Genomic DNA, 26,368 nt, shown 5'->3' on the forward strand with positions numbered 1-26,368 from the left:
GCCCACTAGCGCGGCACCAACCGCCGCTCGGCCGGCAGTACCACCACACTGAACACGAGCACCGACACGGCCGCACACACCACCTGCGCCACCGTCATGGAGCGCGCCGACGTGCCATCGAAGTACGTCGACACCAGCGCGCTCACGCCGGCGCCGGTCACCATCTGCACAGCGCTCATGATGGCGCTCGCCACGCCCGCTACTTCCGGGACCGGTTCGAGTGCGCCCTGCACCACGTTGGGACGCACCATGCCGTGGCCGATGAAGCCCACCACCGCGAGAGGCACGACCGCGAGAATACTCAGCACACCGCCCATGGAAAGGGCCAACATCGCCACGGCGCTTCCAGTGATGGCGGTCATCCCCCCGGTGATCAAGCGGTGATGCGGCACGCCACGTCGACTCAGGCGCGCATTGGTCAGCGCGCCCACCATGAGCCCCAATGATGTGCAGGCGAAGAGCAGGCCGTACGTGCGCTTGTCGATGCCCAGTACACCAATCAGGACCAGCGACGAGCCGGTGATGTAGGCGAACAGGGCGCCGAAGTTGAGCGCTGCCATCAGAATGCATCCTACGGTCAGTCGCTCGCGGAGCACTCTGGCATAGCTTGCCCGCACGCGATCAAAGTGCGCGCGGTATGACGACGCATCTTTCTGCGACGGCGACAGTGATTCGTCGAGGGCGAACCAGGCGATCATCGTTAACACGGCGGCGCCGCCAGACAGCGTGCCGTAAATCGCTCGCCATCCGCCAGCTGCCGCCACCACCACGCCCACGGTTGGCGCGATTACCGGTGCCACGCCCGCCGCCATGTTGATGTACGATTGCCGCACGCGCGCTACCGCTCCCGAAAAGAGGTCGCGCACCATGGCCACGACAATCACGAAACCGGTACCGGCACCCGCTCCCATCAACAGGCGCCACACCAGCAGCGCGCCCAGCGATCCCGAGCCAGCGGCGAACGCACCGCACACCGCATACACCGCGGTCCCCACCAGAAGCATGGGCCGCCGGCCGAAGTGATCCGACACCGGACCCGATATCAGCGGTGCGCTGGCGAACCCGATCATGAACGTGCTGAGCGTCAGCGCCGCCTGCCCGACGGTGACCCCGAACGACGCCGCCGTATCGCCAAGAACCGGGAGGCTCATGTCGGTGGCAAACGCCGACAGCGTGGCCAGCCCGGCCAGCAGCAGCGTGAGCAGCGGTGAGCGGGCCGGCAGTCGGCGGCGCGGCAACGTGGACATCGGCCAAAGCTATCAAGGGACACGCCCATTGGCGCAACGAATTGCCGATTCGCAATTGCCGTTCGGCGTCATTGCATTCCCGGTACCTCGGGTGCAATCTGGCCGTATGCATCACAATCTCCTCGGGCTTCTCGTCGCGACCGCCGCTGTCGTGTCCGCTCGGGCCTTGCCTGCCCAAAGCACCGCCGCGCCAGCCGCACCCACCTACGTGGGTTCCGCACTCTGCGGCGAGTGCCACACGGCGGTGTACGCGCGGTGGTCCAAAACGCGCATGGCCAATGTGGTGTCAGATCCCCGCCAGCATCCCGAGGCGGTGATTCCGGATTTCTCCAAGGCGAACGCGCTTCGCACCTTTACGCTGGACGATGTGGCGCTTGTGTACGGCAGCAAATGGAAGCAACGCTACTTCACCAAAGTCGGCACCGAGTACTATCCGCTTCCCGCGCAGTGGGACGTAACGAACAAGTTGTGGCGTCCCTATTTTGTGCAACCGAATACGGACTGGTGGGTGAAGTTCTACCCGGCCGACAACATGAAACGCCCCACCGGACCGCTGTGCGACGGCTGTCACTCGGTGAACTACAACGTCTCCACGAAGACGGTGACGGAATGGAACGTGGGGTGCGAGAAATGCCACGGCGCAGGCAGCACGCACGCGGCAAAGCCGTCCCGCGAGAACATCGTGAACCCGGCGCGATTGGACTTCGTGCGCGCCAACGACACCTGTATCCAGTGCCACTCGCAGGGACAGCCGGTGAGCAATCCCATCAACGGCCAGTACTACGATTGGCCAGTGGGTTTCCAGCAGGGTCTCTATCTGCGCGATTTCTGGACGCTTGAGGAGCACAAGCTGGGTGAGATGACCTTCACCCACTTTCCCGATGGCACGGCCCACAAGAACCGGATGCAAGGCAATGATTTCGTGCAGAGCGTGATGTACCGGCGAGGCGTCACCTGTTTCGAGTGCCATGATGCACACGGCACCGAAAACGCCGCGGACCTGATCAAGCCGGTGGGTCAGCTGTGCCTGAGCTGCCACGGTTCCGCGTCGCCCAATGGCCCTCATACGGCCACGCTTGAATCACACACGCATCATGTGTCAGCCAGCGCGGGCAGTGAGTGCGTGAACTGCCACATGCCGAAACTCGCCCAAACCATTGCCGACGTGAACGTGCGCAGCCATACGTTTGCGTTCATCACGCCAACGCTCACCGATCAGTTCAAGATTCCCAACGCCTGTACTACGTGTCACGTGGGCAAAAGCACGGAGTGGGCGCGCGACGCGCTCCGGGGGTGGAAAAATGTCTCGCCGTGGCGAGGGCAGTGAACTCCGTGACAACTCCACTCCTTGTGATCAACAGACCATCCATGCATCTCACCAGCCGGCGACTCCGGCACGGACTCGGCCTGTGCGCCCTGGTAGGCGTGGCACTGTCCGCGCGCCACGCCGCCCCCCGCCTGGACAACGGCCTCGCCCGCACGCCGCCCATGGGCTGGAACAGCTGGAACAAGTTCGGCTGCAACGTGAGCGACAAGCTCATCCGCGAAGTGGCCGACGCCATGAGCGCCAACGGCATGCGCGACGCCGGCTATCGCTACGTCACCATCGATGACTGTTGGCAGGTGGCGCGCGGTGCCAACGGCGTGATTGTCGCCGACTCGGTGCGATTCCCGGCGGGCATCAAGGCGTTGGCCGACTACGTGCACAGCAAAGGGCTGGGCTTTGGCATCTACACCGACGCCGGGCGCAAGACATGTGAAGGGCGCCCCGGTAGTTACGGCTACGAAGCCATCGACGCCAAGACATATGCGTCGTGGGGTGTTGACTACGTGAAGATTGACTGGTGCAACTCCGAAGGACTGGACGCGCGCACGCAGTACACGAAGTTCCGCGACGCGCTGGCCGCGTCGGGGCGCAAGATCGTGTTCAGTATCTGCGAGTGGGGCAGCAATGAACCGTGGGAGTGGGCCCCCGCCGTGGGCAATCTGTGGCGCACCACGTTCGATATTTCCGATCGCTGGAGCAGCGTGATTTCGCTGGTGGACTTGTCCTCGCAGTACTGGCATGTGGCCCGTCCGGGCGGCTGGAACGATCCGGACATGCTGGAAGTGGGCAACGGCGGCATGACGCAAACGGAATACCGCGCGCACTTCAGTTTGTGGGCCATGATGGCGGCGCCGTTGATTGCCGGCAACGATGTGCGCACCATGTCGGACTCCACGCGCGCGGCGGCCGGCGTGCGCGAGATCTTGCTCAACAAGGATGTCATCGCCATCGATCAGGATTCACTGGGCGTGCAGGGCAAGATTGTGCAGGCGTCGCCCAGCGAGTTGCAGGTGTGGGTGAAGCCGCTGGCCGACGGATCGCGCGCGGTGCTGTTCTTCAATCGCGCGTCGGTGTCGTCCACCATCACCGTGGATTGGGAGCGCGTTGGCCTCAAGACCCGAAAGGCCCGCGTGCGCGACCTGTGGGCGCACACCGATTCCGCCCTGGTGGAGAATCGCTATGTGGCGGCGGTGCCGTCACATGGTGTGGTGATGCTGCGCGTCTGGCCCATCCAATAATTGGCGCGTAAACAACAGGGGGCCTCCGGCTGAGGCCCCCGTTGTGTTTCCACCATGTCCCGCGCACCACCGGTGCGTGCTACTTGCCCGTCGCGCTCAGGTCGTTCCAGTTCATGATGGTGTTGAACCCCATGATGAACGTGCCCTGTGTCTGCCAGCGCCAGAAGGGGCGAATGGTGAACATCACCACATGTCCCTTGCCGATGGGCGAGTCGATGACGTTGGGACGGTTGGAGAGGTTCTCACCGCCCTGCAAGACGCCGGACAACAGCATGTCGCGCGAACTCGCGGGCCATGACATCACCACGCGGGGGCGCATGTCTTCCAGCGTGCGTGAAGCCGGCGCTGCCACAGCGCCGCCGCCGCCACGACCGCCAAACCCACCGTCGAACGCCGGCACCGTGGCGGTGTTCGTTGACCACTGCTGCATGGGATCCCACACGGAATGTTCGACCCACGTGGCCATCGGCTGCGTGTTCTGATACACGCCCGCCGGTCCGCCAAATCCGCCGGGACCACCACCACCGCCAATGGCGGTGCCGGCCAGTGCCGCCGAACTTCCCGGACGCAGCACATCGGTCTTGCTGATGGGCGAGGCGTTTGGTGTCATGGGCACGCCTGCCTCCAGCAACGTGCCGCCACTGAAGTACACGGGCAACTGATTCACGTTGAAGCCGTAGGCGATGGGGCTCGACATGTCGGTGATGACGCCGCGCAGAATCGTGCCGCGGTTGACGAGGCCCGGCGCCGTGGTGGGCTTGAGACCAGGCGTCAGGTTGTACGTGGGGAAGATGGCTGACGTGCCGCCCTCGGTGACCAACGTGCCGCCCTGCTGCACGAACTCGTAAATCATCTTGAGTCCGTCTTCACCCAAACCGCCCCGCGTGTCGGCCGTGGAGTCGGGGAACCCCAGCGACGGATACTCGGCCGTGCGCTGATACGGAATGGGTGCGCCTGAGGTGGGCGCTGGCTGACCAACGGCACCACCATGCGGCCACAGAATCACGTCGAACTTCGCGCGCAACGATCCCATCTTCCGCACGGAGTTTTCGCCGAAGTAGTTGTACGGGATTTTGTAGTAGTCCAGCGCCGCGCGCACCCACCCTTCGTCCTGCGTGTTGGACCAGCTGTGGATATAGCCGATACGTGGAATGTCGAGATCGTGCGACTTTACCGTGGGTGCCACATCAACCGCCCACGCGGAAAGTCCCAACTCCTTGAGCACCGGCTCCAATTGCGCCTTGTTGGCCTTGGCAATGATGAACGAGCCTGCGCCAAACTGATGGCCCGCCGCCTCGAATGAGGCTTCAGCAGCCGTCATCTTGGTGGTGGCCAACCGGTAGCGCAGCGCCACCAAGTTGTTGTCGCCGGAGTGTTCCACAATCACCGTGGCGCCGGTGCCGCTGATGCCACCGGCCGCGACCACGTGATTGGCAACCGGCGTCATCGAAGCGGTCAACAGCGCCGGATCCTTGATCTCGTGCAAGACGATGTTGCGCATCATCTGGTACGTCCAACCCGTATCGTCGTACGGCGACGGGTTCGTCGTCGGATAATTCTGGATGGAGAAATACATGTCGGCGATGGTGCGGAACGGCTGATCGCCGCGCACGATCCAGTCGCCCTTCTTCACGTCAATGGAACCGAGTTTCATGTCGCTGTTGGCGACGTTGAACTCGAGGCCCTGGTCGAGCAGTTCGTTCACCGCTTCGGCCGCATTGGCCTTGGAGTGCTGTCCGGCCGGAATGACCCACCCCTTCACCGGTCCCAGCACGCCTTTCTTGATCGCGTTCTTGTTCTTGATCCAGTAATTCTCCAGGAAGCGCTCGCGCTCCTTACCCGTGTTCCACAGCGCATACAACACGGCGGACTGCTGGATGTTGGTGTTGGCCCGCGATCCCCACCGGATGTCATTGGGAGTTGGATTGGGGCGGAACCACTCGCGGCTCTGGTTGTAGTTGGTGCCGCCGAGAATCATGGTGAGTGATGTGTCGCCATTGGCTGCGCCGCCCGCGGCGCCACCGCGTCCACCGCGTCCGCCACCACCGCCACGTCCTGCCGGCGGACCCCCTGCTGGCGGTGCCGCCGCTGCCGCTGCGCCAGCCGTCGGTGCCGCTGCCGCCAACGGGCCGGCCGCGCCACCACGACCACCGGCCGACACGCCATTGCACCCCGATCCATAGCTCTGCACTTCGTAGAAACGACCGATCGCGTTGTGCGAGTGCACGAGGAAGAACATGTAGTTCGGGACCCAGCCGTCGTAGAACCCGTAGGTCCACACACCGGGCACGCCCTGCTTGGTCATCTCCATCACGTCGTTCTCGGCCATGTACCACCACTCGTTGATGGTGATGGGGTCGAGTTGTTCGTTGTACGGGCCCGTGCCCGTGGACACGTACAGCAGCGTCTGCGCTTCGTGCAGATCGTGCAGGATGGTGGGATGCCAATCGTTGGCCAGCTTGCGCACGTTCTGCGTGAGCTTGAGATACTGCCCCATGCCGTCGCGGTTGTTGTCGTGCGCGACATACTTGCCCCAGTACGGCGTGGGCAGCGCGAGCCCGGTCTTCTGACGATAGCAGGCGCCGTCCACAATCTTCTCGCGGCCATCCACTTCAATGACGGGCGTGATCATCGTGAGCACATTCTTGCGGATGCTCTGCACCAACGGCGTTTCTTCCACCACCAGCCGGTACGCCAGCTCCATCAGCATTTCCGGTCCACCGGTTTCGGTGGAGTGCATGCCGCTGGTGAGGTAGTACACGGGCTTGGCCAGCCCGAACAGCTGCTTCGCGCGCGCTTCCGGCGTCTTGCGCGGATCGGCCAGTTCGTTGAGGTAACCCTTGTACTGATCGAGGTTCTTGATGGTCTCCTCGTCGGCGACCACGAGCACCACCATGTCCCGGCCTTCTTCGGTCTTGCCGATGGTCCAGTACTTCGCGCGCGTGGGCGCCGCGTCGGCCACGGCCTTGAGGTAGCGATGGATGTCGACGGCGTGCGTCAGATAACCCGGCGTCCCGACGATGCGGTTGATGCCCGGGAACTTGAGCGTGGTGGGGACCTTGTCCGAGAACGGGAGGTGGTCGACCAGATCCGTGGAAATTCGCGGATCGGTAAGGTGCTGTTTGATGAGCTTCGTGTACTCCTCGTCCTGCTTCTGCGCGGTCTGCGCGGACAGGGCCGGGGTTGTTCCCGCGACGGCGGAAACCAACGCGGCGACCACGCTCCAACGCACCGAGCCTCTCATACGCGACATCCTGCCTCCTTCATAGTGGACAACCGTGACGCGCTCACCGTCGACTTGAACATAGGGCGGGCCGTCAGCATCGATACGCGGGACGAGGCGATTTCGTGGTGCATTGAGGGCGGCGATCGTCCCTGCGCGTGACCAGGCCTAGCTGACTCATCTGTAGTGGCTGCAAAGCGAACTGTTGCGCGTGAGCGACAAATTCCAAAAAACGGAAAGCTCCGAATAGCTTTGGCAACGCCTGTATGCCTGTGTCCGCCATAGGGGAACGGGCTCAACCATTGGAAATGGCACGAATGGTCGAGTCTGGCACGAAGATTGAGATAGGGAGAGGTGAGAACACAGGTGCAAGTCACTTCTTCCAGCGTTCCGGAGTACCTCATGCGCACACGTCATATCGCTGCAGTCGCAGCCCTCTTGCTGGGATCCGCGTCTGCCCAGGCGCAACCGGTGAGTGTCGACTACACGGTCTCCGGTTCGGCCGGAAACTGGTTCCTCAACTTCACCCTGCGGAACAACTTTTCCTCGCCGGGGGACATGGGCGTCTACTGGTTTGGCGTCCGCACCCCCAGCGCGACGGTGTCGGCGTCGCCGGGAAGCTGGCTGTCCAACGGTGGTTGGACGACCTCCAGTGGATCGGGAACGACCTACCAGAACTCGTGGAAGACCGACAAGACGACGTCGCTGCTTCCCGGACAGTCGCTGACCGGATTCACCGCCCAGAGCTTTGCCTTGGCGGCCCCTACCTCGGTGCAATGGTTTGCCTACGCCTTTTCCAACGGGCTGGCCGAGTCGAACGGTGTGTACGATGTCGGCGACAACTTCAATGGGCTGACGTACAATCCCGGCTTCGAGTCGTCGTCGCTTGGCAGCATGCCGGAAGTGAACGTCCAGACGCTGGTGAACGAGCAGCCGCCGGTGACCACCACGCCGGAGCCGTCCACCTATGCGCTCATGGCGTCGGGACTCGCGGTGCTCAGCTATCTCAACCGTCGTCGTCGCGCCACCGTGTAAGCGTCAATCGCTCCGGGGGGGGCGAGAGGACGTTGGATACGAAGCGGGGACTCTCACCAGAGTCCCCGCTTTGTTGTGTTGTCGACTGCTGTCTACTTCACGAATAGCCAGATGGCGCTGCCAAATCCGATGAGCGTCACCGCGTTCCGCACCCAAGCCTGTGGGACCCGCTGCGCGAGTCCGGACATGGCGTAACCGCCCACCGATGAGCCAACGGCCATGACCAGGGCAATCGGCCAATTGACCAGCCCCATGACGGCAAACGCGATGGCCGCCACGCCATTGAAACAGATGCCATTGATGTTCTTGAGACCGTTCATCTGGTGGATGTTTGTCAGCCCCATGAGTCCGAACACGGCGAGCATCAGGATGCCGGCGCCGGCTCCGAAGTAGCCACCGTAGATGCCCACGGCGAATTGCGACGCCAGCATGCCCCAGGTGGGATCAACGGGTCGGTCGACCATGACCTCGGCTGACACCGCGAGTCGTTGCTTGAGCCAGCGCATCACCGGCCCCTGCAGGGCGAACAGCAACGTGGCACCAAAAACGAGCCATGGCACGATGGCGCGAAAGCGCGCGTCGGGCGTAACGAGCAACAGCGCCGCACCCACCAATCCACCAATCAGGCTCGGCACGGCGAGTCGCGTGGCCCATCGTTCGATGCCCACCAGTTCGCGCCGATAGCCCATCATGCTGGCGAAGGAACCCGGCCAGAGCGCCACCGTACTGGTGGCGTTGGCCGGAATGGCCGGCACGCCGAGGGCGAGCAGCGCGGGGAAGGTGAGCAAGGTCCCGCCGCCGGCAATTGAATTGGCGGCACCGCTGATCGCGCTGATGAGCGCGATCACGGTCAATTGCAGGGCAGAGGGAGATGCGACGGTCACGGTGTGGAACAATGGCTGGCCTGCAGGCGGGGCGGTAGCAGCCGACCGCGCATCGGGTCATATTGGCCGCCATGCCAGCCACCTCACGCAGACTCGCGACGATTTCCGAGTCGGTCATCCGCAACACCACGCGCACGGCCAACCAGTACGGCGCGATCAACCTTGCGCAGGGCTTTCCCGACTTCGATCCGCCGCAGGCATTGCTTGAGGCGCTGGAAGTCGCGGCACGCGGTCCGTTTCATCAGTACGCCGTCACCTGGGGCTCGCAACGCTTTCGTGAGGCGCTGGCGCGCAAGATTACGCGCTTCAGCGGGGTCGCCATTGATCCCGATGAACATCTGGTGGTGACGTGCGGCGGGACCGAGGCGATGATGGTGGCGATGATGACCGCCTGCAATCCGGGCGACAAGGTCATCATCTTCTCGCCGTTTTACGAGAACTACTGGGCCGACACGATTCTGGCCGGCGCCGAGGCCATCTGGGTGCCGTTGCGTCCACCCGATTTCGGGTTTGATCCGCAGGAGCTGGAGCGCGCATTCGCCCAGGGCGCCAAGGCCATCGTGCTGTGCAATCCCGGCAACCCCACCGGCAAGGTGTTCACGCGCGCCGAGTTGGAAGTGATCCTGGCGCTGGCCGAGCGGTATGATGCGTTCATCATTACCGACGAGCCGTATGAGCACATGGTGCATGCGCCGCATGAGCACTGCTACATGCACGCGCTGCCGGGCGCGTTCGCGCGCACCATCGTCACCAACTCGCTGTCCAAGACGTACTCCATCACGGGTTGGCGCATCGGGTATGTGCAGGCGGCCCCCGAGGTGATTCGTGGCGCGCGCAAGGTGCACGACTACCTCACCATCGGCGCTGCCGCGCCGTTGCAGGAAGCGTGCGTGACCGCGTTGGATTTTCCCGATCAGTACTATGCCGACGTGCGGGCGTTCTACACGCAGCAGCGCGAACTCTTCTTGGGCTACCTCCGGCAGTCGGGGTTGGGGTACACCGAGCCGCAGGGCGCGTACTACGTGATGGTGGATGTCTCGCCGCTTGGCTTCAAGACCGACGCTGAGGCGTCCGACTTCTTCATCAAGACCATCGGTGTGGCGGGCGTGGCGGGGTCGAGCTTCTTTCGCGAGCCCGTGCACAACTACCTGCGACTGCATTTTGCCAAGCGCGCCGAGACGCTGCACGCCGCCGGTGAACGGCTATTGAAGGTGCGAGACCATCTGAAGTAGTGGATGGTTGGCGGCGCGCGTGTTACCGAACGCGCGACGCCGCGACGGCCAGGCACACCCAGCCGGCAATGAAGCACACGCCGCCAATCGGTGTGATCGCGCCCAGGGCGCGAATGCCGGTGAACGTCATGGCGTACAGCGAGCCGGTGAAGAACAGCGTGCCGGCGACGAACAACCAGCCGGCGGTGGTCAGCAGGCTGCTGGGCCAGCGACTGGCCACGAGGCCCACCGCGATGAGCGCCAGCGCGTGATACATCTGGTAGCGCGCGCCGGTTTCGAAGACCTCCAGCAAGCGTGGCTCGACCTTGTCGCGCAGCGCATGGGCGCCGAACGCGCCGGCGGCCACGCTGATGGCGGCGGACAGGGCGCCGGTTGTTAGGAAGAGACGGTGCATGGGCGGGAATCTAAACTGGAGACGGGAGACGGGAGAATGGAGACGGGAGACTCTGCACCCCGGAGGTCTCCCGTCTTCCGTCTCCCGTCTCCCGTCTTAACCCCTATACCCGCATCCCGCCGTACACGTCTCCCTCACCACCACCTGTGTTAACCCCGGCAGCGCTGGCGCGAGTCGTTCCCAGATCCACTGCGCGAGGACTTCGCTGGTGGGATTCTCCAGGCCTTCGATGTCGTTCAGGTAGTGATGGTCGAGTTGATCATACAGCGGCTGGAAAATGCGTTTGAGATCGGCAAAATCCATCACCCATCCTTCGCGCGGCATGAGCGGACCTTCCACGTGAATGGTTACACGGAAGCTGTGCCCGTGCAGTCGACTGCACTTGTGTTCGGGCGGAAGATTCGGCAGCCGATGCGCGGCTTCGAAGGTGAACTCACGAAATATTTCCATATGACAGTGCCCCCTATGGGCGCGGGTCCTTAGGACCGATCTGGTATTCCTTCGGCGGCGTCGCGCCCATCAGGTGCGTGACGAAATAATCCCAGCGACGTCGCATCATGTAGTTGCTGGCCGCCCCGTAGCCATGCGCGGCATTGGGAATCATCAGCAGGTCGAAGTCCTTGCCGGCCTTGATCAGTGCGTCGGCCACCAACAGCGTGTTGTCGGGCGGCACATTGTCGTCCAATGTGCCATGGGCCAGCAGCAGCTTGCCCTTGAGATTCTTTGCCAGCGTCTGGTTGGCTTCGGCGTCGTAGTTGTCTTTCCCGTCGGCGCCTTTGGCCAGCAGCCCATGATAGCGCTCGCCCCAATCGTCTTCGTAGTTGCGATTGTCGTGGTTGCCGGATTCGGCAATGCCCACCTTGAAGAAGTCGGGATAGCGGAACATCGCGCCGGCCGTGGCAAAGCCACCGCCGGAGTGCCCCCAGATGCCCGCCTTGCCGATGTCGATGAAGCGATAGCGCTGCGCCAGTTCCTTCATGCCGGCCACCTGATCGGGCAGCGTGTTGTCACCCATGCGGCCGTAGTACGCGTCGTGAAATGACTTCGACCGCAGCGGCGTGCCGGTGCCGTCAATCTGCACGACGACAAAGCCCAGATTGGCCAGCGCCTGATGATCCCCACGCGACGCGCTGAACGAACGACTGCCGACACTGCCGACCTGCGGGCCCGGATAGATGTAGTTAATGATCGGATACTGCCGGGTCGAATCCAGATTGGACGGCGTGAACATGAGACCATACAGGTCGGTTGTGCCGTCTCGCGATTTCACGGTAATGCGCGTGGGCGGCTTCCATCCGGTGGCGGTGAGCTTGGAGATGTCGGCCGTTTCCAGCGTGGCAATCAGTTTGCCGGTTGTGGCGTGACGCAGCACCGAGGTGGGCGGCAGGTCGGGTCGTGACCATCCGTCCAGTACATAGCGGCCATCGGGCGAGAGCACCACGTTGTGATCGCCGTCTTCCGGCGTGAGCAGCGTCAATGGCTTGCCGTCCAATCCGATGGAATACAGATGCCGGAAGTACGGATCTCGCCCAGACTCTTTGCCCACGCCAACAAACCAGAGCTTGCGCGCCTTTTCATCCAGTCGCACGATGGACACCAGATTGCCCGCGCCCGTGGTCACCTGGCGCTTGAGCGCACCGCTGGCGAGGTCATACAGGTACAACTGCCCCCAATCGTCGCGCTCGGAAAACCAGAGCACTTCGTTGGAGGCGGGCAGCACGCGCCAGTTGGGGACATTGTCCCCCGACTCGAATTGGGTCTTCACCTCCTCCCGCAGCACGTCGCGCACGTCGCCGGTCGTGGCGTCGGCCACCCGTAACGTGGCCACCTTGTGATCGCGCGACGATGACACGAAGGCCAGCTTCGATCCATCGGGATACCATTGCACATCGGCGTACTCGCCATCCACGCATGAGATGTGGTCGCACACGGTTGATCGATGCTGGTCGGGCGGCATCCTGAAACGCACCACGTTGGGTGTTCCCCCCGACAGGTCGATCACAACACGCTGAATCATCGACACCACGCTGTCGCCCGGGAGCGGGTACTTCCACCGGCTGAGCACGGGGTGGCCCACCTCAGTGCGCACCATGAACATCTCGCCCACCCCGCGTTGATCCTGCTGGAACGTGGCGATCTTCCTGGAGTCGGGCGACCAGCTGACGATGGCGCGATCGGAGTGTATCCAGCCGGCATTGTCGGTGGCGTACCCGAAATCCGGTACGCCGTCGGCGGTGAGTTGCGTTTCCGCATTCGTGGCGATATCGCGCACCCACAAATTCCAGTCGCGTATGAACACGCCCTTGGTGCCGTCGGGCGATCGCGATTCCGGGGCCGCGCCCACCCGACGCGGAACGATGATTGGTGGAGGCGCGTTGACGAACGCGGCACAGACCGCGGCGTTCGACACGCAATTGGTCTTACTGCCCTTGACAGGGTCCACCAGAATCACCGGCGATGAGCCGTCGGGGCGACGCACGCGGTACCAGAATCGGCCGTCCGCGAGCCAGTTGGGTTGGACTCCCATGCCCGAGACCAGGGGCAGCGTCGCGAAGCCGAGCGCCCGTTCGGCGCGGGCGTAGTCGTCGGCCGTCAGCACTCTGGACTGAGCGCCCAGGGCTGCGGCCGACAGGGCAAGGCCGACGGCAGCGCGGTGGACCGCGATGAGGCAAGACATAGCGAAGGAGATGGGGTGGGCCTGCATCCCTTCAAGCTGTCGACACGGAGCTGGCGAGGCAAAGGGGGAGGATCGCGGAATCCTTTTCCCCTCGTCCGGGCACAGTCAGGCAGCGGGTCGGCTACACTTCTTACAACCTCATTCGGAGCTCGACATGTCCTCCTTCTTCGGCAAGAACGTCGGAACGATCGATCGCGTCGCCCGGTTGTTGCTGGGCGTTGGCCTGTTGTCGCTGGTGTTTACCGGACCGCAGACCGCCTGGGGCTACCTCGGCGTGATTCCGCTGTTGACTGGTGCGTTTGGCACCTGTCCTTTGTACAGCGTGCTGGGGTTCAACACGTGCCCGGTTAAGCGCGCGTAGTGCCGGTTCCGGCGGCCACGGTCGACGACGTTGCGCTGCTGCGTCGCACGGCGTCGGGTGATACGACGGCATTCGACGCCATTGTGGAGGCGCATCAGTCGGCCGTCGGCCGGTTCCTGACGTCGCTCGGGGTCGCCGATCTGGATGACGCGTTGCAGGAGACGTTCATCGCGGCGTGGCGGAGCGCGGGCACGTATCAAGGGACCGGTTCCGTGCGCAGCTGGCTGCTGTCGATCGCGCGTAACGTGCACCGGCATGGCGCACGCCGACGCGTGAATGAACCGGCGACATTCGTCTCGCTGGACGTGCTGGCCGAACGCGCCGGGTGGGGGTGTGACCCGGCCGAATCTCGACGGGTCGATCTCTCGATGGCGCGGGACGTGCTTGAACATGCGCTGGCGATATTGCCCGATGAGGAACGGGAAATCCTGGTACTCAGGGAGCTCGAGGAGCTTTCGGGAGAGGAGACGGCACAGCTGCTGCAGATTTCCCTGGCGGCGATGAAGAGTCGCCTGCATCGAGCGCGCCTGCATCTGGCCGCGGTGGTCCGTCGGCTGGACCAACCACATTCAGTAACCGGGGGGGCGGATGTCAGCCACTGACACAGGACTCGACACCGTGATTGCCGGCGTGCGCTGTCGCGATGTGTTGGCCGATCTGTCGGAGTTTCTGGACGGGCAGCTGTCGAGCGAGCGGGTGGCAACACTCCGCGCGCACTTGGCGGCGTGTGATCGGTGTGCGCGCTTTGGCGGCGACGTGTCCGCCGCATTGGGGGCCCTGCGCGCGAACCTGCGTGTGCCGCCGCCGTTGGCACCGGAACAGACCGCGCAGCTCCGCACGTCGCTGCGGCAGGCGCAGTCGGCGTAGCGCAGTCGGCGTAGCGCAGTCGGCGACCTACCGCGACCGTCGACTGACGTTCATATTCGCGCACCGCGATTGACGATCCCGGCCCAGGGCTCGAACCCTACCGCCGTCACGCCTTCCGATTTCGTCACGGGGCATCCTCAGCGCCGGAGCACTGCATGCGCATTCGAAACGTCGTGGTCCTTGTGGCATTCGCTGTCCTCGGCACCAGCGGTTGGACCTACGCGAACGCCGCAGCGAAAGGCCTCAAGGCCGACGACCTGGTCGAGATTCAGCAGCTGTATGCGAAGTACAACTGGACCATCGATGCCGGTGACTCGGAGGGCTATGCGTCCACGTTTACACCGGACGGCGTGTTCAACGCCAACGTCGGTCACGACGCGATCGTGAAGTTTTCCGATGGGTTCCATGCCGGGCTCGGCGCGCGGGTGCGTCACTGGAACACCAATCTCATGATCACGCCCACGCCAACTGGCGCCAGCGGCCAGGTCTATCTGGTGCTGGTGGACTTCTCCACCAAACCGCCTTCGATTCTCACGTCGGCCAGCTATACCGACGAGTTGGTGAAAACCGACCAAGGGTGGCGCTTCAAGAAGCGCACCACCAAGGGTGATGTGGCACCGCCGGCCAAGCCACAGTAAGCAACCGCGTTTACGGTTTCAGCGCGAACACGAAAATCGTTGGCGCGCCGGGATTCTCGTCGGTCCAGAAGGACGACGGACTTCCGGACGCCACGGCGACATACTGCGTCCCGCCCAGCGAGTAGGTGGCCACGCCACCACCAATCGAACCGCCGGTATTGAAGCGATACACCTCCTTGCCGGTGGTGGCGTTGAATACCACGAAGTCGCCCGTCAGTTCACCGGTCATCACCACGCCGCCCGCGGTTGACGTGACGGCGCCGACCATTGGCCGTGGCGAGTGATACTTCCAACGCACCGCGCCGGTCACCGCATCAACGGCGGTAAGCCACCCGCGTCCAGCGGTTGGTGAATCAAAGGTGAAGTCGCCGCCCAGATAGTTCTTGCCGGGCACATGGCGGGGTTCGTCATCGGCCTTGAACGTGCCACACCAGTCCACCGCCGGTGTGTACAACATCTTCGTGATGGGGTTGTAGGACGGGCCGCTCCATTCCACGCCGCCCAATACGCCCGGACACGCGTGCGTGTCTTTGGTTGTGACCGGTGTATCTGCATTTTCACGGGTCGTGACCGGCGTGGCGAACAGGACGGCATGCGAGTCACGATCGAGCACGCGCAGCATGCCGTCTTTCCCTGCGGTGGCCATCAGCGATCGTGTCTTTCCCGCGATCGTCGCTTCGTACAAAGGCCCCGCCTGTGTGACATCCCAGTCATGTGTGTCGTGCGGCACCAGCTGTCGATACCAGGCCACGCGACCGGTACGCGCGTTGAGTGCCACGATACTGTTGGTGTACAGGTTGTCTCCCTCGCGTACGCCGCCCGCAAAATCCGGCGCAGGGTTGGTAGTGGCGGCGAACACCAATCCGGTCTTCACGTCCAGCGACATCGCGGTCCACACCGCGCCGCCGCCCACCACGGTGCCTGCTGGCACCTTCCACGTTTCAGAACCCGGCTGCCCCTTGGGCGGAATCACGCGAAAGCGCCACACGGAATCACCGGTGGCCAGTCGAAATCCGCCAATCCACCCGCCAATGGCGTTTTCCGATCCAGCCGGCCCGATGATCACGAGGTCATCGTAGATCATCGGTGGCATGGTCAGCGTCTCTCCAATATCCGCGTTCGCGATTTGTTTCACCCAGGCTTCCTTGCCGGTGCCGAGATCCAGCGCCACGAGGTAGCCATCCGAGGTGCCGCGCACAGCGAGTCCGTCTTTCACCGCCACGCCGCGATTCTGTGGCCAGTTGGCCGCCGCGCGCGGTTTCCAGGTGTGGCGCCATTTGGGCTTGCAGCTGCGCGCATCGATGGCCATTGTCACGCGCGACGTGGTCAGAATCATCACCCCGTCCACGACAATGGGATTTGTCTGTAACGTGCTGACGTCACCCACCTGAAACGCACAGACTGGCGCCAATCGCGCGGCATTGGCCGGCGTGATCTGTTTGATCGCGGCGTAGCGCGCGCCCGAATAATCGTGCGTGGCATACAGCCAGTTGGTGGTGTCGGTGGCGGCGGCGAGCAACTGCGCCTGCGTGGGCGACGTGCCGCGCGGCGTCCCCTGTGCCTGAGGCGCACGCGGCGCACCGCCGACAACGAGTGCAAGTGCCAGACATGCGGCGCGACGGTAACGCGAACGGCTCATGACCTACCTCGGCGTGCGGGGATCGAATCGAGCGGCTGTTCGAGGAGCGGGAGGCGCTGGACTGACAAACCGCACCGCCTTCATGAGCTCAGGATCGGCGCTCAACTCTTTCTCTCCGGGCGGGAAATCGTTCTGCTGGAGAATGAAGGCCACGACATCGGTGTAGGCTTCACGCGTGAGGCTGCCCGGTTTGTCCTTGGGCATGGTCTTCCGCACGATGTAGAAGAAATCGTCGAGTGTGAGCGCGGGCTTGCCCCAGCTGGCCATGAACTCGCTTCCGGCAAGCGGCGTGGATGTTCCGCCCTCCAGTTTGGCTCCGTGGCAATCGGCACATGTGCCGTCGTACAGCACCCGACCGCGGTCGGCTTGCTCTTTGGTGTACACGCCGTCACCGACCACGGGTGCCAGACCCAGCAACACCACGGGAGCGCACACGCACAGCACACCCAGCGCAATTCGCCGCGTGCCGAGGGGGGAGAGGTGGATGCTCATGACTCGATACGCTACGACGGCGGCTGGCATGGCGCAATGAACCGACTGGGCCCATACTCTTGGGCGTAGCGAGCAATGCCACGTTCACGACTATCCATTTGTCTTGATGCTGCGTCGACTCCTGTCTTATTCGTTCGCCGTGGTCGCGCTCGGCACCCTGTGCGGGCTGCCGATGACGCCGCTGCACGCGCAGCGGGCAAAACTCCCGCGCACCGTCGCCGGCAAGCCGGATCTCAACGGGATCTGGCAGGCGATGACCACCGCCAATTACGACATCGAACCGCACGACGCGAAGCCGGCCATGGCCTTGCGACCCGGTCCGGTCGTGCCCATCCCCGCCAAGGAAGTTCTTGCACTCGGTGCCGTAGGGGCGGTGCCGGCCGGCATGGGGATTGTGGTAGGTGGCGAGATTCCGTACCTCCCGGCCGCGCTCGCCAAACGCAACGAGAATCGCGAGAACTGGCTCACCCGCGATCCTGAAGTGAAGTGCTATTTGCCGGGCATTCCGCGCGCCACGTACATGCCGTTCCCTTTTCAGATTCTGCAGAGTGAGAAGGCGGTTTTCATTTCTTACGAATATGCGAGTGCCGTTCGTGAGGTGTACCTCACGAATCCGGGCCCGCCGGAAACGGATAGCTGGATGGGACAGTCGGACGGCAAGTGGGAGGGCGACACGTTTGTGGTGACGGTGACGGGATTCAACGACGGCACCTGGTTTGATCGCGCCGGCAACCATCACAGTGAAGCGCTCAAAGTCGTGGAGCGATTCACCATGATCGGTCCCGATCACATCAAGTACCAGGCGACCATGACTGATCCGCAAACATTCACCCGTCCGTGGTCCATCGAGCTCATGCTGTATCGGCACGTTGAGGAGAATGCGCGGCTGGGACAGTTCAAGTGCGTGCCGTTTGTGGAGGAACTGCTGTACGGGCGCCTTCGCAAGACACCGATCAAACCCTGAGGCCATCATCATGAACCGTACCAAGACGATGATGACGCGAATGGCGTTCGTGGTCGCCGGCATCACCATGATGTCCGCGACCGCCAGTGCGCAGGGGGCGAAGGCGACCGCGCCGAAGCCGCGCAAGGCTGCTTGGGTGGTGCCCCGTACGCCCGACGGTCATCCGGATTTTCAGGGCAACTGGTCGAACGGCACCATGACACCGCTGGAGCGACCGGCCGGAATGGGACGCGCGCTCACGCCGGAGCAGGTCGTGGCCATGGAGAAGATTCGCGCCGATACGGTGGAGCAACTGGCCAAGCAGAGCGATCCCAATCGCCCGGCACCACCCAAGGGTGGTGATGGATCGACTGGCGCGGCTGGCAACGTGGGCGGCTATAACTACTTCTGGATTGACGCCGGCGACCACATGGCCACCGTGAACGGCGAACGTCGCAGTTCGATTATCGTGGACCCGGTCAACGGTCGCGTACCGGCCCTGACGGCGGCGGGCCGCGAAAGGGCGGCTGAGCGGTTGCGCGCCTATCGCAAGTTCGGCGAGTACGACAATCCGGAGAACCGACCGCTCGCCGAACGCTGCATCATGTCGTTCGGATCAAACGCCGGTCCGCCCATGCTGCCCAACTATTTCTACAACAACAACTACACCTTCGTGCAAACGAAGGACCACGTCATGATCATGACGGAAATGGTGCACGACGCGCGCACCATCCACATGAGGCCCGTAGCGCGCTTGCCGAAACCGATTCGTCCCTGGATGGGCGACTCGCATGGTCGCTGGGAAGGCGACACGCTGGTGGTGGAAACCACCAACTTCCATCCCGAGCAGCTGTTTCGCGGCGCGTCCGACAATCTGAAAGTCATCGAGCGGTTTCATATGGTCGATGCGAACACCATTCTGTACCGCTTCACGATCGACGACCTGACAACGTTCACGCAGAAGTGGAGCGGGGAACTGCCGTTCATCAAGATGAATCAACTCATTTACGAGTATGCCTGTCACGAGGGCAATTACGCCCTGTCGAACATTCTCAGCGGCGAGCGTGCACGCGAGCGTGAAGCCGCCGCCAAGCCGCCGAAACCCTGATACCCGGAGATGCCCATGCGTATGAAACGCTCCTTTCTCGTCGCGGCGGTGATGGTGCTCGCCGCCGCCGGCCCATTGCTGGCGCACCACGCATTCGGGGCAGAATTTGATCCGAATGCCCCGATTCGCTTACAGGGCAAGGTGGTGAAACTCGAGTGGGTGAATCCGCACGCGTGGATACACATCGAGGTCGTGCAAAAGGACGGCACGAAGGACGTGTGGATGGTGGAAGGTGGCACCCCAAACACCTTGCTGCGTCGCGGTCTCACGCGGCAATCCCTGGCCTACGGCACTGAGCTCATTGTCGACGGCTATCAGACCAAGGACCACTCGCTGAAACGGGCCAATGGTCGTGACGTGACGTTCACCGATGGCAAGAAGATGTTTCTGGGTTCCTCGGGCACTGGTGCACCGCGTGATGGGAAGGATCCCACCGAGCCGCCGGTGAAAAAGCCGCAGCAATAATCGCGGCAGGCGCCGACGCTACGACGAAAACCCGATCCAGCGTCCGGCCATTGCCACCGTGAACCAGAGTCCGAGCGACACGGTGGCAAGCAGGCCGCGCTTCCACGGCCCCATGAGTGGAGACCTGACGGCCCAACGCTGGCGCACGGCAAATGTGAACAGCAGCGCAAAGGGCAATGTGATCATCTTCACCCAGAAGGATGGGTTGTGAAAACATTTCACCGCTTCCGAAAGCGCCAACAGGAAGCCCGTGGTGAGCATCACCCCCACGCCAACGTACAGCCACGGCTGTGCACCGCGCGCGACCACGGCCAGCGGTTGACTGCGCAGGCCGAGGCCGAACAGGCGTAGATCCACCAAGAGCACCGCGCCGCCCAGTATGCACAGCCCCAGCAAATGCACTGTCTCGATCACCGGAAATAGCCAGAGCGACAGCCGGATCAGCTGACCAAGCCACGAGGCTTCGCCCCGCTCGAATAGCTGCAACAGCATGTCACTGGTCATTTTGGTGTACCCACCATGCAACTGGCCGCCCAGTTGATGAAATCCGATTGCGGCTGAATGTCGCAGGAGAACCAATTGTAGGCGATCAGGCGGCCACTGATCACCACGCCGGCCCACGCCACCAACGACACCACGGCGGCCAGGCGCGCCGCCCGCGGTGGCCTCGCGTTTACATCCCATGCTGACACGGAGCGCTGCGTGCGGGTGTGAAACACGAACACGTTGATACCGGCCGCGACCAGCAAAATCAGCTTGATGCGAAAGAAAATGCTCTGGTAATACGTGACCGGCGTCGCGTAGAACAGCATCACACCAGTCGTCACCATCACGGCAAACCCACCGCGCGTCCATGGCAGCAGCCGACCGGTGAACTCGGTTACGGGAATGTCCCGAAAGCCCACGCCAAGCAACCGCAGGTCAAGCACAATCGCCGACCCCACGAAGAGCGTGAGCGTGAGCACATGGAGCGATTCCGTGAACGGCCACATGTACTGCGACTCGTGCAGCGCGATGCTCCACGGCGTCTGGGCAAGCCATTCCAGCGCAGCCAGCAGGGTCATGCGATCACCGGGTGCACACCGATCATTCGGGCGGGATCGCCGGCGGAATCGCCTTGGGGCCCACGAGATAGATCGAGTGGCAGGCCACGCAGGCTTCATACAATTCCGCGCCCGCGTCGAACACCGCCTTGGCATCATGCTTTTCGGCCACTGCGCGCGCCCTTTCGGCCACCTCGATCATCCCGCGCGACAGTGCCATCCATTCATCCGTATTTCTCGCGCGCCCCTCAAGCATCATCAGGTTGCCGGCTTCGGCGACTATGGTCGCCGAGTTGCGCACCGCCACCCACTGCGAGTCGGTTTGGGGAGCGGTTTCGCGAGTGCCCTTCGCGTCGGTGACGGTGCCAACCGCTTCCCAGTACACATTTGCCGCCGGCTCGACCACTTCGGCCATCATCTGCTTCAATGTGACGGACAGTTTGAAGGGCGCTGCCGCAACGGGCGGAGTCACCGGCGGTGGTGGTGACTGCGCCGAGTCGCACGCTACCAGAAGCGCCAGCAGCGCAAGCGAACGACAACGTGGCATGGGCGCTCCAGAGTGTGGTGAACAGTGAGAGGCGGTGAATAGCGCCGCTTTTGCGAACATACGACATGGTCGCCCTGAGGCAAGACTATCAGGGTGTCGCGTGTCCCGGAACGCCCCGCTATCGGCGTCCAATCGAGAACGCGAGCAGCACATTGCCCGGCATCTGTCCAAAGGTGCCATAGCCGCTGTTCACATACACGAAACCACCGGCAATCACCGGGCCCGGACCGTCAATCGCCCCGCCGCGCCCGGCAATGCCATTCACGGTGGTGAAGTCTTTCAGCGTGTCGAAATCCCACAGCAGTCGACCGTCGGCGGTTGCATGCGCGCGGATATGGCCGTCGAGACCACCCGCGAAGACCGCACCGGGAATCACCGTGGGCGCGGCCGAATTCGCCGCAAAACAACCGCGACGATCTATGCAGGCTGCAGGCAGTTACGCGCGCCCACACCGATTTCCCCGTGACCAGATCAAGTGCGTAGAGCCCCGGTGACGGCGCAAGCGATACCGTGTCCTTGACCACAACAGCTGATGCACGATCGGCATTTGCGGCGTACACGTACCGACTGTCGGTGGCCATGCCCCAGTGAATACCGCCCAGCGCACTGCCCTTGCCAACACGCGTGGACCAGAGTGGTGCACCCTTGGCATCCGGGTCGAGTGCAAACACCACGCCCGACTTCTGACCCACCACGAGAATTTCCTTGCCATCGGCGCGGGTCGCGAGAATGGGCGACATACCGAAGTCATGATCGGGGCCTGGCGGACTGGGACAGTTCTCGCGATTGCGAAGTCCTGAACACGCCATCGTGAACGCATCGTCGCGACTGGCCTGGAACGACCACGCCAGCGCGCCGTTATCCAGACGCAAGGCGAGAATCGCATCGCTGGTAGCCGTGGTCGGACGCGTGTAATTCTCTCCGGTGCCCACGTACACGAGTCCCCGTTTCGCATCCACCGTGGGACTGGCCCACACGGGGGCGCCTGATGGGGCAAACATCGCCGTACCCGCCGCATTCTTGCCCACCTCACGCGCCGAGTCCGCCGTCACACGATAGTACCATGTCACCGCGCCCGTGGCCGCGTTGAGAGACGCTACCGCGCCTGATGACGTGCAGCACTCGTACGCGGGATTGCCGGCCGTCACGACTTCCATGCTGGAAATAGGGACGATGAGTTGTCCAGCGTGCAGCACGGCGGTGCCGGTGGTATTCGCTTCCGGATGACGGCCCACACGTGTTTTCCAGAGCAGCGTGCCTGCGGCCACATCAAGCGCGTAGGCATTGGTGCGAAAGTCCACGAAGTAGGCTATGGCGCGATCGCTCTTGCCGGCGCCCACCAGAATCGCGCCACGCACACCGGCGTCGGCCTCGTAGCTCCAGCGCACACAGCCCTTTTGTGCATCCAGCGCATACACTTCGCCAAACGAACCACCAACCAGCATCACATCACCCACAACCGTGGGTTTGGTGCGCACGTTCACGGCATCAGGAAAGGCGAACGCCCACGCCAGCGTGAGGTTCGGCACATCGGCAGCAGTCAGTCCGGCGCGCGCGGTACTCTGAAAACCGGTGCCGGCCAGTCCACCGCCAAACCCCATCCACGCTATCGCTTTCAGGTTGAGCGTCGCCGGTCCCCGCTGCGCGCACCAGGCTTGTGCGGGGAGCTCGGCGCGCGCGTAGGGGCGACCCGAGATGTACTCCGCGACCGCCACGCGTTGATCGCGCGTCAACGATTCGCCCTGTGATTTCATGGGTCCGTTTTCGAGCGCGTCGACAATGGCGCGCGGCGACAATCCGCTCATGGAAAAGCGACTCGGCGTGCGGCCGCTCTGTGACTCGCTGTGACACTCGGCGCACACGGTGGCGAAGGTACGTTCGGCCTCAGCGCGCCGCGGGTTCTGCAACGTGTCTTGGGCAGCACCCGACGCCGGCATCGCGTATACGGCGAACCAGAGCACGATGGTTGGGTAGCTGAGGCTCACTCGCATGCAAGGCTCCTTTCGTCCGGTCACAGGGCGTTCCGCCAACGTCGCTCAACATGCACGCGGGATCATCGCCTGAACAGGCTCGGGGCGACCGATGGTCGTGCGCGCAAAACGAGTGGCCATGGTCACCGTGGCGGCGAGGGGGCCGACCGGGGCCTGCGGCAATGCCTCGCCGTGTCATCGCCCACGCCGTAGCTTTTCGACACGAGACGGTGTGTAGGTGTCTTCACGCGTGAGGGGCGATGTGCACCGAATTCAGATTCCGCGAAGAACGCTTACGTCGGCGTTGGCGATGGTCGTCGCGTTGGCCACGGCCTGTCATTCGACGCGACCCGTTGTCGATCCCGGCATCTCTTCACTCAGTCGGGGCGACGCCGTAGCGCTGGGTTTCAGCGCGGCGAAACTGGCCGATATTCGAACGGCGCTCAACGGTGACGTGGCCAGCGGCAAGATCCCCGGTGCGTTCCTGCTGATTGCCCGTCACGGGAAGATTGCGTTCAGTGAAGGGTTTGGCGTACAAGGGCCGGGTCAGGCCAGGCCCATGAGCGACGAGTCGATCTTTCGCGTGTTCTCGATGACCAAGCCGATCGTGACGGTTGCGGCGATGACCTTGGTTGAGCAGGGCAGTCTGCACCTCGATGATCCCGTCTCGAAGTACCTGCCGGAGTACGCCAAGCTGAACGTGCTGCAGGCCGACGGTTCCACCAGGCCGGCACAGAACGTGATGCTGGTTCGGCATTTGATGAGCCACACATCCGGATTGATTTACGGCTTCATCCAGCCCTCCGCTCGGCTGGCCAAACTGTACGCTGAGGCTGGCGAGGGCCGCTCCGACCTTACGCCGCGTGCCTACGCGAGGTTGCTCGCGGGGCTCCCGCTGGCGGCCGAACCGGGAACGGCGTGGAACTACTCGCATGCCACCGAGGTGCTCGGCGCCATCGTGGAGGTGGTGTCCGGGAAGCCGCTCGACCAGGCCGTCAAAGAGCGTGTGACGGGCCCGCTGGGCATGACGGATACGGACTTCTTCCAGCCTGCCACCAAGGCGGATCGGTTTGCGCAGCCGGCGGGGAAGGACCCGTTGTACTACGACTATACGGCGCGGGTACCGCTGTTGGCCGGCGGGGCCGGACTCTCGTCAACACCAGAAGACTATCTGCGCTTCGCGTTGATGCTGGCTGGTGACGGCACATACAAAGGCGTCCGGATCATCAAACGGGAAACGCTGCTGCGCATGCGTCAGGACGAAACCACGGCCGAGATACGCGGCAGGGGCCTGTTCTTCCCGGCGTTGGGGCTGTTGGTCAACACCATGGGGTTTGGCCTCGGGTTTTCATTGGTGATCGATGATGTGAAGCAGCGACCGGGTGCCGGCACGTTCTCGTGGAATGGCATCGCGGGCACGGAGTTCTGGGTGGATCCGAAGAACGACCTGGTGATGGTGTTCATGATTCAGGACCGCGCCTTGCTTGCCGAATACCAGCGTAAGAACCGTGCGTGGATTTACGACGCCCTGGTGAAACCCTGAGCCTCATGCGCCCGACACTTGTGCTCACGGTCGCGTGGCTCGGCCTCGCGGCCCCGGTGCACGCGCAGGCGGCAACGCCAGCTACTCTCGCGTTGCGCGGAAGCTGACCGCAGAGGGGTTGGCCGGGTGGGTGAGGGATAGCGTCGCGCGGAAAGCGTATGTCGAAGCGTTCAAGGCGTCTGTCTTGGCGTGCCCCGAGCGGACGTGAGGTCGTTGCGATAGATGCGCCCGTTCCGCATCACGAAACGCACACGCTGAGTCGCCTCGATCTCCCGTGACGGATCTCCATCCGTGGCAATCATGTCTGCGGAGTAGCCGATGGCGATGCGACCGATTTCCTGTTCAAGGCCGAGCGATTCGGCAGCCAACGACGTCGCACTTACCAACGCCTCCATGGCCGGCTGTCCGCCACGTCGCACGCGACACACCAGTTCCTCGGCGTTACGTCCGTGGGCGCCGGCCACCGCGTCGGTCCCGAAGACCAACTTGAGTCGTTTGGTGCGACTGGCCAGGCCGATGCCCGCTTCCGCCAAGGGCAACGCCTTTTCCATGGACGCAAAACCGGCAGCATTGTAGTTGCCGATGCCCTCAAACCACGCCTTGTTGTCGAGGTAGTTGTGGAACACCAGTCCGCACTGCGGATCGAAGAACGTCCCTCGCTCCACGAGCAGCGTACGCGTGGCATCGTCGGCAAATACTCCGTGTTCCACCTGCGTGCACCCGGCGCGTGCCGCGCGCTGCACCGCTTCTGCTGAGTGGGCGTGCACCACGGAACGAAGACCTACGGTTTTCGCCTCGCCGCAGGCCGCCTCAAGTTGGGCGTCGGTCATGGTGGCTTCGCCACCGTCCCGAATGGACTTCGAGGCGAAGATCTTGATGACATCGGCGCCCTGCGCCTTGAATCGCCGCACGACTGACCGCAACGAGTCGGGCGATCCACCGGCACTGCGCTCGCTGAGCGAACCCAACGACGTGAGCACGCGGGGACCGGGAATGATGCCACGGTTGATCGCCTCGCGCAGATCGGCGTTGTCGGCTTCGCCGATGCTCTGTACCGTCGTGAATCCGGCGCGGAGCGTGGCCCAGGCATTGCCCGCGTGATTGAGCGCACCGACGGCCGGGGAGTCGCCATCGCGGTCCTGATGCAGTCGATGTTTCGCGGTGAGGTACCACCCGAGATGCACGTGGGTGTCAATGAGCCCCGGCAGCAGCGTCCGCCCGCGCAAATCAATGCCGTTGGCCGGTAACGCGCCGGTGGCTGGCCGAAGCGCGGTAATGCGTCCGCCGGACACGACTACATCCTGATTGACGAGCACACGACCGGTGCCGTCCAGCACGCGCGCCGCCCGCAACACCACGTCCGGGGCGGCGGGCATTGATTGGGCCGACGCGGTGGTGGCGATCAGCGCCGCTATCGGCAGGAGGAGGACAGCGACAAGCCGTTGGAACGGGCGCATGCGCGGGGTGGTTGAGGACATGGTGAAATGACAGGCCG

At 63.4% G+C, this 26,368-nt stretch carries 26 protein-coding genes; 12 read left to right on the forward strand and 14 right to left on the reverse strand.

The window, feature by feature from the left end; all coding sequences use genetic code 11:
* Positions 1 to 5: 5 nt before the first annotated feature.
* Positions 6 to 1,247, reverse strand: coding sequence for a multidrug effflux MFS transporter (locus IPP90_04780; protein MBL0170035.1), 1,242 nt, complete (start codon positions 1,245 to 1,247; stop codon positions 6 to 8).
* Positions 1,248 to 1,353: 106 nt separating this feature from the next.
* Here IPP90_04780 and IPP90_04785 point away from each other — a divergent pair, with 106 nt between their 5' ends.
* Positions 1,354 to 2,574: a cytochrome C gene (locus IPP90_04785; GenBank protein ID MBL0170036.1), complete on the forward strand. Its 1,221-nt coding sequence runs from the start codon at positions 1,354 to 1,356 to the stop codon at positions 2,572 to 2,574.
* Between the two features lie 41 nt (positions 2,575 to 2,615).
* Entirely contained in the window at positions 2,616 to 3,812 is a 1,197-nt protein-coding gene (locus tag IPP90_04790) for a glycoside hydrolase family 27 protein (protein ID MBL0170037.1), read from the forward strand.
* Between the two features lie 79 nt (positions 3,813 to 3,891).
* On the opposite strand, the gene IPP90_04795 is transcribed toward IPP90_04790, so the two are convergent.
* Positions 3,892 to 7,065: a hypothetical protein gene (locus tag IPP90_04795; GenBank protein MBL0170038.1), complete on the reverse strand. Its 3,174-nt coding sequence runs from the start codon at positions 7,063 to 7,065 to the stop codon at positions 3,892 to 3,894.
* A gap of 372 nt (positions 7,066 to 7,437) precedes the next feature.
* Between IPP90_04795 and IPP90_04800 the strand changes: the two genes are divergently transcribed.
* A complete protein-coding gene (locus IPP90_04800) occupies positions 7,438 to 8,070 on the forward strand; it encodes a PEP-CTERM sorting domain-containing protein (protein MBL0170039.1) in 633 nt (210 codons plus the stop codon).
* A 92-nt stretch (positions 8,071 to 8,162) separates the two neighbouring features.
* On the opposite strand, the gene IPP90_04805 is transcribed toward IPP90_04800, so the two are convergent.
* Positions 8,163 to 8,930: a sulfite exporter TauE/SafE family protein gene (locus IPP90_04805; protein MBL0170040.1), complete on the reverse strand. Its 768-nt coding sequence runs from the start codon at positions 8,928 to 8,930 to the stop codon at positions 8,163 to 8,165.
* A gap of 95 nt (positions 8,931 to 9,025) precedes the next feature.
* Here IPP90_04805 and IPP90_04810 point away from each other — a divergent pair, with 95 nt between their 5' ends.
* Positions 9,026 to 10,186, forward strand: a complete 1,161-nt coding sequence (locus IPP90_04810; protein MBL0170041.1) for a pyridoxal phosphate-dependent aminotransferase — start codon at positions 9,026 to 9,028, stop codon at positions 10,184 to 10,186.
* Positions 10,187 to 10,208: 22 nt separating this feature from the next.
* Here IPP90_04810 and IPP90_04815 read toward each other — a convergent pair whose 3' ends face one another.
* From IPP90_04815 to IPP90_04825, 3 genes are all read right to left on the reverse strand, one after another.
* Entirely contained in the window at positions 10,209 to 10,580 is a 372-nt protein-coding gene (locus IPP90_04815) for a DUF423 domain-containing protein (protein ID MBL0170042.1), read from the reverse strand.
* Positions 10,581 to 10,676: 96 nt separating this feature from the next.
* A complete protein-coding gene (queD, locus tag IPP90_04820) occupies positions 10,677 to 11,030 on the reverse strand; it encodes a 6-carboxytetrahydropterin synthase QueD (GenBank protein ID MBL0170043.1) in 354 nt (117 codons plus the stop codon).
* Between the two features lie 13 nt (positions 11,031 to 11,043).
* The gene (locus IPP90_04825; protein ID MBL0170044.1) at positions 11,044 to 13,257 is read right to left on the reverse strand and encodes a DPP IV N-terminal domain-containing protein; all 2,214 of its coding nucleotides are present in this window, start codon (positions 13,255 to 13,257) and stop codon (positions 11,044 to 11,046) included.
* A gap of 154 nt (positions 13,258 to 13,411) precedes the next feature.
* Here IPP90_04825 and IPP90_04830 point away from each other — a divergent pair, with 154 nt between their 5' ends.
* The 4 genes from IPP90_04830 to IPP90_04845 all read left to right on the forward strand — a co-directional run bounded on the left by IPP90_04830 (position 13,412) and on the right by IPP90_04845 (position 15,123).
* Entirely contained in the window at positions 13,412 to 13,618 is a 207-nt protein-coding gene (locus IPP90_04830; GenBank protein ID MBL0170045.1) for a DUF2892 domain-containing protein, read from the forward strand.
* Positions 13,618 to 14,220: an RNA polymerase sigma factor gene (locus tag IPP90_04835; protein MBL0170046.1), complete on the forward strand. Its 603-nt coding sequence runs from the start codon at positions 13,618 to 13,620 to the stop codon at positions 14,218 to 14,220. Before IPP90_04830 ends, IPP90_04835 begins: the two co-directional genes overlap by 1 nt.
* Positions 14,207 to 14,485, forward strand: a complete 279-nt coding sequence (locus IPP90_04840; GenBank protein MBL0170047.1) for a zf-HC2 domain-containing protein — start codon at positions 14,207 to 14,209, stop codon at positions 14,483 to 14,485. The genes IPP90_04835 and IPP90_04840 overlap by 14 nt, the downstream gene beginning before the upstream one ends.
* A gap of 155 nt (positions 14,486 to 14,640) precedes the next feature.
* Entirely contained in the window at positions 14,641 to 15,123 is a 483-nt protein-coding gene (locus tag IPP90_04845; GenBank protein MBL0170048.1) for a nuclear transport factor 2 family protein, read from the forward strand.
* A 10-nt stretch (positions 15,124 to 15,133) separates the two neighbouring features.
* Here IPP90_04845 and IPP90_04850 read toward each other — a convergent pair whose 3' ends face one another.
* On the reverse strand, positions 15,134 to 16,762 hold the full coding sequence (locus IPP90_04850) for a PQQ-binding-like beta-propeller repeat protein (GenBank protein MBL0170049.1): 1,629 nt from the start codon (positions 16,760 to 16,762) through the stop codon (positions 15,134 to 15,136).
* A 3-nt stretch (positions 16,763 to 16,765) separates the two neighbouring features.
* On the reverse strand, positions 16,766 to 17,254 hold the full coding sequence (locus IPP90_04855) for a cytochrome c (protein MBL0170050.1): 489 nt from the start codon (positions 17,252 to 17,254) through the stop codon (positions 16,766 to 16,768).
* A gap of 106 nt (positions 17,255 to 17,360) precedes the next feature.
* On the opposite strand from IPP90_04855, the gene IPP90_04860 reads away from it, so the two are divergent.
* From IPP90_04860 to IPP90_04870, 3 genes are read left to right on the forward strand one after another with little or no spacing between them, the layout of a single operon-like run.
* Complete coding sequence (locus IPP90_04860; protein MBL0170051.1) at positions 17,361 to 18,218, forward strand: hypothetical protein; 858 nt, start codon at positions 17,361 to 17,363, stop codon at positions 18,216 to 18,218.
* Between the two features lie 10 nt (positions 18,219 to 18,228).
* Positions 18,229 to 19,305 (forward strand): hypothetical protein, encoded by a 1,077-nt coding sequence (locus IPP90_04865; protein MBL0170052.1) that lies wholly within the window; start codon positions 18,229 to 18,231, stop codon positions 19,303 to 19,305.
* A gap of 21 nt (positions 19,306 to 19,326) precedes the next feature.
* Complete coding sequence (locus IPP90_04870) at positions 19,327 to 19,770, forward strand: hypothetical protein (protein ID MBL0170053.1); 444 nt, start codon at positions 19,327 to 19,329, stop codon at positions 19,768 to 19,770.
* Positions 19,771 to 19,788: 18 nt separating this feature from the next.
* Here the strand turns inward: IPP90_04870 and IPP90_04875 are convergent, their stop codons facing one another.
* From IPP90_04875 to IPP90_04895, 5 genes are all read right to left on the reverse strand, one after another.
* Complete coding sequence (locus tag IPP90_04875; protein ID MBL0170054.1) at positions 19,789 to 20,274, reverse strand: hypothetical protein; 486 nt, start codon at positions 20,272 to 20,274, stop codon at positions 19,789 to 19,791.
* The gene (locus IPP90_04880) at positions 20,271 to 20,834 is read right to left on the reverse strand and encodes a hypothetical protein (protein MBL0170055.1); all 564 of its coding nucleotides are present in this window, start codon (positions 20,832 to 20,834) and stop codon (positions 20,271 to 20,273) included. The genes IPP90_04875 and IPP90_04880 overlap by 4 nt, the downstream gene beginning before the upstream one ends.
* 22 nt (positions 20,835 to 20,856) lie before the next feature.
* Complete coding sequence (locus tag IPP90_04885) at positions 20,857 to 21,360, reverse strand: hypothetical protein (GenBank protein ID MBL0170056.1); 504 nt, start codon at positions 21,358 to 21,360, stop codon at positions 20,857 to 20,859.
* A gap of 118 nt (positions 21,361 to 21,478) precedes the next feature.
* Entirely contained in the window at positions 21,479 to 21,625 is a 147-nt protein-coding gene (locus IPP90_04890) for a hypothetical protein (protein MBL0170057.1), read from the reverse strand.
* Positions 21,591 to 23,351, reverse strand: coding sequence for a PQQ-binding-like beta-propeller repeat protein (locus IPP90_04895; protein ID MBL0170058.1), 1,761 nt, complete (start codon positions 23,349 to 23,351; stop codon positions 21,591 to 21,593). The genes IPP90_04890 and IPP90_04895 overlap by 35 nt, the downstream gene beginning before the upstream one ends.
* A gap of 241 nt (positions 23,352 to 23,592) precedes the next feature.
* Here IPP90_04895 and IPP90_04900 point away from each other — a divergent pair, with 241 nt between their 5' ends.
* On the forward strand, positions 23,593 to 24,873 hold the full coding sequence (locus IPP90_04900) for a beta-lactamase family protein (protein ID MBL0170059.1): 1,281 nt from the start codon (positions 23,593 to 23,595) through the stop codon (positions 24,871 to 24,873).
* 170 nt (positions 24,874 to 25,043) lie between these two features.
* Here the strand turns inward: IPP90_04900 and IPP90_04905 are convergent, their stop codons facing one another.
* Entirely contained in the window at positions 25,044 to 26,351 is a 1,308-nt protein-coding gene (locus IPP90_04905) for an amidohydrolase family protein (protein MBL0170060.1), read from the reverse strand.
* Positions 26,352 to 26,368 lie beyond the last annotated feature (17 nt).

This window comes from Gemmatimonadaceae bacterium (assembly GCA_016720905.1).
In the GTDB taxonomy this organism is placed as follows: domain Bacteria; phylum Gemmatimonadota; class Gemmatimonadetes; order Gemmatimonadales; family Gemmatimonadaceae; genus Gemmatimonas.

What these genes read in the sequence shown, in the direction of transcription:
- IPP90_04780 (MBL0170035.1), bottom strand. Translation starts at nt 1,247, where the DNA reads ATGTCCACGTTGCCGCGCCGCCGACTGCCGGCCCGCTCACCGCTGCTC.
- IPP90_04785 (MBL0170036.1), top strand. Translation starts at nt 1,354, where the DNA reads ATGCATCACAATCTCCTCGGGCTTCTCGTCGCGACCGCCGCTGTCGTG.
- IPP90_04790 (MBL0170037.1), top strand. Translation starts at nt 2,616, where the DNA reads ATGCATCTCACCAGCCGGCGACTCCGGCACGGACTCGGCCTGTGCGCC.
- IPP90_04795 (MBL0170038.1), bottom strand. Translation starts at nt 7,065, where the DNA reads ATGTCGCGTATGAGAGGCTCGGTGCGTTGGAGCGTGGTCGCCGCGTTG.
- IPP90_04800 (MBL0170039.1), top strand. Translation starts at nt 7,438, where the DNA reads ATGCGCACACGTCATATCGCTGCAGTCGCAGCCCTCTTGCTGGGATCC.
- IPP90_04810 (MBL0170041.1), top strand. Translation starts at nt 9,026, where the DNA reads ATGCCAGCCACCTCACGCAGACTCGCGACGATTTCCGAGTCGGTCATC.
- IPP90_04815 (MBL0170042.1), bottom strand. Translation starts at nt 10,580, where the DNA reads ATGCACCGTCTCTTCCTAACAACCGGCGCCCTGTCCGCCGCCATCAGC.
- queD (MBL0170043.1), bottom strand. Translation starts at nt 11,030, where the DNA reads ATGGAAATATTTCGTGAGTTCACCTTCGAAGCCGCGCATCGGCTGCCG.
- IPP90_04825 (MBL0170044.1), bottom strand. Translation starts at nt 13,257, where the DNA reads ATGTCTTGCCTCATCGCGGTCCACCGCGCTGCCGTCGGCCTTGCCCTG.
- IPP90_04830 (MBL0170045.1), top strand. Translation starts at nt 13,412, where the DNA reads ATGTCCTCCTTCTTCGGCAAGAACGTCGGAACGATCGATCGCGTCGCC.
- IPP90_04840 (MBL0170047.1), top strand. Translation starts at nt 14,207, where the DNA reads ATGTCAGCCACTGACACAGGACTCGACACCGTGATTGCCGGCGTGCGC.
- IPP90_04845 (MBL0170048.1), top strand. Translation starts at nt 14,641, where the DNA reads ATGCGCATTCGAAACGTCGTGGTCCTTGTGGCATTCGCTGTCCTCGGC.
- IPP90_04850 (MBL0170049.1), bottom strand. Translation starts at nt 16,762, where the DNA reads ATGAGCCGTTCGCGTTACCGTCGCGCCGCATGTCTGGCACTTGCACTC.
- IPP90_04855 (MBL0170050.1), bottom strand. Translation starts at nt 17,254, where the DNA reads ATGAGCATCCACCTCTCCCCCCTCGGCACGCGGCGAATTGCGCTGGGT.
- IPP90_04860 (MBL0170051.1), top strand. Translation starts at nt 17,361, where the DNA reads ATGCTGCGTCGACTCCTGTCTTATTCGTTCGCCGTGGTCGCGCTCGGC.
- IPP90_04865 (MBL0170052.1), top strand. Translation starts at nt 18,229, where the DNA reads ATGAACCGTACCAAGACGATGATGACGCGAATGGCGTTCGTGGTCGCC.
- IPP90_04870 (MBL0170053.1), top strand. Translation starts at nt 19,327, where the DNA reads ATGAAACGCTCCTTTCTCGTCGCGGCGGTGATGGTGCTCGCCGCCGCC.
- IPP90_04875 (MBL0170054.1), bottom strand. Translation starts at nt 20,274, where the DNA reads ATGACCAGTGACATGCTGTTGCAGCTATTCGAGCGGGGCGAAGCCTCG.
- IPP90_04880 (MBL0170055.1), bottom strand. Translation starts at nt 20,834, where the DNA reads ATGACCCTGCTGGCTGCGCTGGAATGGCTTGCCCAGACGCCGTGGAGC.
- IPP90_04885 (MBL0170056.1), bottom strand. Translation starts at nt 21,360, where the DNA reads ATGCCACGTTGTCGTTCGCTTGCGCTGCTGGCGCTTCTGGTAGCGTGC.
- IPP90_04895 (MBL0170058.1), bottom strand. Translation starts at nt 23,351, where the DNA reads ATGCGAGTGAGCCTCAGCTACCCAACCATCGTGCTCTGGTTCGCCGTA.
- IPP90_04905 (MBL0170060.1), bottom strand. Translation starts at nt 26,351, where the DNA reads ATGTCCTCAACCACCCCGCGCATGCGCCCGTTCCAACGGCTTGTCGCT.